This is a genomic window from Limnohabitans radicicola, assembly GCF_014837235.1.
GTDB lineage: Bacteria > Pseudomonadota > Gammaproteobacteria > Burkholderiales > Burkholderiaceae_C > Limnohabitans_A > Limnohabitans_A radicicola.
Genome location: NZ_JACYFT010000011.1, coordinates 1 through 4,953, shown reverse-complemented (window position 1 = coordinate 4,953; position 4,953 = coordinate 1). Strand labels below are relative to the sequence as shown.

4 protein-coding genes are annotated in these 4,953 nt (G+C 59.0%); all 4 read right to left on the bottom strand.

All coding sequences use genetic code 11. From position 1 onward, the window contains the following. On the bottom strand, positions 1 to 1,494 hold a 1,494-nt coding region (locus tag IC609_RS15970), incomplete at its 3' end, for a hypothetical protein (RefSeq protein ID WP_191820524.1). Positions 1,495 to 1,559: 65 nt separating this feature from the next. Continuing rightward, on the bottom strand, positions 1,560 to 2,927 hold the full coding sequence (locus IC609_RS15965) for a DUF1501 domain-containing protein (RefSeq protein WP_191820523.1): 1,368 nt from the start codon (positions 2,925 to 2,927) through the stop codon (positions 1,560 to 1,562). 5 nt (positions 2,928 to 2,932) lie between these two features. Further along, the gene (locus IC609_RS15960) at positions 2,933 to 4,630 is read right to left on the bottom strand and encodes a DUF1800 domain-containing protein (RefSeq protein ID WP_191820522.1); all 1,698 of its coding nucleotides are present in this window, start codon (positions 4,628 to 4,630) and stop codon (positions 2,933 to 2,935) included. Between the two features lie 78 nt (positions 4,631 to 4,708). After that, positions 4,709 to 4,953: hypothetical protein (locus IC609_RS15955; RefSeq protein ID WP_191820521.1), on the bottom strand; the 245-nt coding region annotated here is incomplete at its 5' end.

Below are 4,953 nucleotides of genomic sequence, written 5' to 3'. Positions count from 1 at the left end.
GGGCGGGACCAGGTCAATCAGGCTGGCCTGCAGGGCCAGTATCTGTGCGTCGCTGAGCGCCTGCATGGCCCCGGCTGCGGCAAACTCTTGCCCCTGCGCCCGGCTGAGCGCGGCCAGTTGTGGGCCGCTGAGCTGGACCATTCTGGAGGCGTTGATGTCGGTGTTGATCCCCAGGCTGCTGGAGGCGAGCGCAGTGGCGCTGTGCGTGAGGTCAGCCACTTGCTGGGTGGCGCTCAGCAGAATCTGCGCCCCGTTCAGGCTCAAGGCGTTGGCCTGCACGCTCAGGCCCGTGGGGGCCGCGTCGCCTGCCTGCACGGTGTAGCTGAACTTGATCTGCTGCACCTGTTGCCCACCCTGGCCAGTGAGGGCCTCGCTGTAGTCGGCCCACACGGTGCGCTCGCCCAGGCGCAAGGCCAGCCGGGGTTGGCCGCCTGTCGTGTCGATGTTGACCGCTTCGGCCAGGCTCACGCTGAACACCAGCACGTTGCCGCTGTACCAGCCGCCTGAGCCAGGGGTCATGCTGCGCCTCAGGTCCACGGCCATGTCCTGCACCTGGCTTGGGTTGGTGCTCACCTCCACGTCTTCTGTTTGTGGCGCATTGTCATTGGGAGTGAAGACAATTTGTACCCGAGCCGTTGAAGGGTTGGAGCCTGTATTGCCCTGGCTCAAGGTGTTGAAGCTCATCTGCCCATCGGCAAAGTGCAGGCGATCGCGTCCAAAGCTGGTGGCCCCATTGGAGACGATGACCCTTTCCGTGGCACCGTTGACGGTGCGGGTGAAGGTGATGGCGCCCGAGATTTCAGTCAGGCTTCGGGTGTAGTCCAGCCAGTTGCCTGTCAGGTAGATCTGGTCTTCACCGGCAAAGAGGTTGCGCGCATCGACCTGGGCGCCGGCCTTGACGTAAACCTTGTCAATGCGGCTTGTGCCCGTGATGATGGTGCTCTGGCCTTCTTCGGCCATGGCAAAGGTGGCCCCGGTTGTGGCGCTGGTGGTCGAGGCAAAGGCGCGCAGTTTGTTGCCTGCAGGCTCGGGCGGGCTGTAGGCTGTGCTGCTCAGGCTGCTGTCCTGTCCTGCAACGCTGGAGAGGGCCGCACCCAGACTGCCTTGCAGGGCCGCTCGTGCGTGGTGGGTGAGCACCGCACCATCGGCAAAGATGAGCTGGTCCCGGCCCAGGGCGGTGGCCCCGTTGGCCACCGTGACCTTTTCCGAAAGGCCGCTGCTGCTGTCGGTGTACGTGAAGACGATGGCGCCCGAGACGCTGCTGATGTCTTTGGTGTACTGGTCCCAGCGGTGGTTGAACACCACCACGTCGGTGCCGCCGAGCAAGTTGCGAGCGTCCAGCTCCACCCCCAAAGCCGCCCAGACGGTGTTGACGCCACCGCTGCCGGTGGCCACCACCTGCTGGTCGGTCAACACGTAGTCGCTGGCAGCCGCACCCAGATCAAGCCTGTCTGCGTACAGGCCATTGATGAAGTAACGAAGGATGGTGGGCATGTCAACATGCCTCGGTCAAGAAATGAACCACGTGTCTGATCGGTAATAGGGGGCTGGCCAAGGCATCAGCTTTTCATGAAACCCAGGTTGGCCGTGCCAAAAAGAGGCAGCTCAGGAAAAACTGAGTTCAATGCCGCATCACCCACCCCAAACCATTTGGACAAGGTGGCCGCATACTGCTGCACCGATATCGAAGGAATGATGGACATTTGTTCGTAAGGTGAAATATCTTCGCTGCCCGCTGTCCAGTCGGCGTCGCGCCCGTACACCCCCCCTCGCACAGCGGCCCCCCACACCATGTTGTGCGAAGCCCAAGCGTGGTCGGTGCCATTGCTGGCATTCATCCGCAGGGTCCGGCCAAAGTCCGAGAGCGTGAACGCCGTGACCTGGTTGGACAGCCCAATGGCCTGAACCGCCGTCATGAAAGCATCGACCGCCCCATCCAGATCAGACAACAAGGAGGCATGTGTCGAAAATTGCTCGGCATGGGTGTCAAAACCACCGATACCGACAAAGAAAATTTGCCGCGATGGTGCATTCAGGCTTTGGCGAGACTCCAGGAATTTGGCCACCGCCAAAAGCTGACCATACAGGCCATGCGACCGACCTGCGGAACCGCCTAAAAACGCCTGCTCCGCCGTACCCGAGTGCGCAGAAAAAATCGCATTCACTTTACCCGCATCGGCATAAGCTGCGGCCATTTGCTGGGCATAGGCCTTGGTGAACGGGCGACTTGAGCCATTGCCTTGAGCAATCAATGCAGCCATTGGTCCGGCTTGCACAATCGGAATGATCTGGTTGGCCCCCGTGACCAATGGCGACTGCGTGGGCGACTGCATCCAACGGTTCACACTCTGGAACGAAACTTTGGTGAAGCTGTTGCCTTGCAGATTCATGCTCTCGATCATGCGGCTGCCCCAGCCACGCTCTGTACCAGCGCCTTGTGTTTCAGCTGTGGTCAGCATCGAAAGTTCTTGCTGCGTATCGTGCGCCAACAAGCCGATAGGCAACCGTTTGCTGTTGTAGCTTGAGCGCGTGACTGGCTCCACCAGGGTGCCCACATTTTTGAGCAAAGCCACCTGCCCGGAACCAAACCGGGCATGCGTGCGCGGCATGGACGGGTGTAGTCCCATTTGTGGTGAGCCCATGCCCTGCACAGACAGCGGCAACAAGGCATTGCGCGCCACGCCAACGCCCTGGCGGGTGCTGCTGTTGTACTCTGGCCGGAAGGTCAGGTAGTTGGCGTGGGCCGCTGTTTCGTAGGGCACCAGCATGTTGTAGCCATCGTTGCCGCCAAACAGGTAAATGCACACCAGCGCCTTGTAGTCTTGCGACTGGCTTTGCCCCACTGAATGGGCCAGCAAGGCACTGGCAGGAATGCCTGTACGCAATCCCCAGGCAGAAAGGGCCTGAATCAATCGTCTTCTTTGCATCACAATCACCTGTGTGTCATGAATTGGGGTGATGAATACACCAGGAACGTCGCCAACCTCAAACGCTCCAGACGCTGTGCTTCGGTCGTCGCGGGCAAAGACTGCACTTGGGCTGCAATGTGATTCTTTTGTGCGGCGGTCAATGTGCCCCCGGTCAAGCGGACATTCAGCATTTCAACCAAAGGAGCTGCCTGCCCCGCAGCCATTTGCAGCCAGGCTGCGGGCCACTGCAAACGGGTGCCACGCGCATAACCCACTGGCAAGCCCGCCTCGGCAGGGATCGAGCCGGCCCAAAGAAAGTTTTGCGCATGCTCCAGGCGTTGTGTCAAAGTGGACATGGTCAAAATGCCAAACTGCGGCGCCACCAGCTTGCTACCAGCTAAAGGCAATGCAAAATCCGGCGGATAGAAATTGAATACCGAAGGTGCTGCAAAGGGGCGCTGCTGCATGGCTGCTGCGGCCTGGTCCAGATAAGCACCATCCGTGGTGCCGCCAATGGCGCGCACCAAGCCTGTCATGGTGAGCACGGGCTCGAGCAGTCGCCCGGCGTTGTCCGGGGGGCTCAGCGCTTCTGAGTCCAGCAATATGGCGCGAACCACAGCGCGCATGTCGCCACGTACGCCTTGTCCATTGTTGTTGAACACCCGCACCACACGGGCCACATAGGCTGGGCTGGGGTTGCTGGTCACCAAAAACTGGATGAGCTGTTTGACGACAAAAGGCCCAGTATTGGGATGGTTGAACACATTGCTGATGACCGTTTCCAGATCTTGCTGTGCTGATGTGCCCGCGGGAATAACTTGCCCATTGAGTAAGATTTTGGGAGTCTTGTCATGACGGCTTTCATCCACCACCATGGCCTCAGAGCTGTAAAAACCAGGAGGAAAAACCCAGCCTGTCAACGCCTTTGAAAACGCTTCGATATGGGCTTGTTTATAGGTCTCGATCCGGCGACCTTGGGCATTCAAGACATAGGTCCCATCCTGATTCATCAAAAACGTACCCACAGAAAACAACTGCAACAGTTCACGAGGATAGTTTTCGTTGGGACGTGATGCGTGACTCCCACCTAAATTCAGCCAAGCGCCCATATACGGGTGCTTGGTGACCTTTACCAGGATGTCTCGGTAATTGCCGAAAGCATTCTGTCTGAGCATTTGTTGGTAACTGCGCATCCCATAAGCGTGTCGTTCATCTGAATTGACAGATACCACCAACATCTGGCTCAAAGCAAAGGCCATTCGTAAGCGTAGCTGATCGGCATCATGGACAGCACTTCTCAAAAAAATAATGGAAGGTGCGCGTCCACGGTTGTATATCCAGTCGTAGCAGCGACCGGCCGATTCATTGGGATATGTGGTTTCACAAAACTTAAACTCAACGTTTCCGGCATTGGGCGCCCATTTGTCCAGCAAATAATCGCTGTATGTACCCGTTGCTAGGCCCAACTGCTCATCGACAAACCGCGCATAGCCCAGCTGCCGCAGCCGTGCAATCGATTCGGTGGTCGGCCCAAACGAGCTCTTCCACAAAAACCGCACCGCCTGCGCCTCGGTGATGGGCGCGGCCAGCAAGCCGGCCACGGTGCCATCGCCTGTGTCGGCGTTGGCCTGGCCTTCAGTGCCCCCACCGCCACCGCAAGCGGTCAAAAGCGCGCAAGCCAGCAGCAACAGCACCGCCTTGCATCTGTTCCATGAATCCATGCGTCTTTCTGGCATCACGGCTTCCTTGTGAGGGTCTGCCCTTGCGCCATCGGCGCAAGGGCAGTCTTTCGCGATCACTCAGACCGGGAACACTGGGTTGGCTGCGTAGAAATGACCGTTGAGGTCTTGCTGTGCCAACGTGTTTGCAGTCATGTAGCCAGTCAGCACCACAGCGGCAGCTGTTGTTTCTTCGCCGCTGTTGGCTCCCACGTAAGCGTCCATGGCGGATTTGGCCAAGGCCACACCCGGCGCCAGTGAGTTGCTCAGCTTGGCATCGGTCACGGCGCCGTTGCCGTCTGTCACCAGTTGCAGGTGAGTTGCGG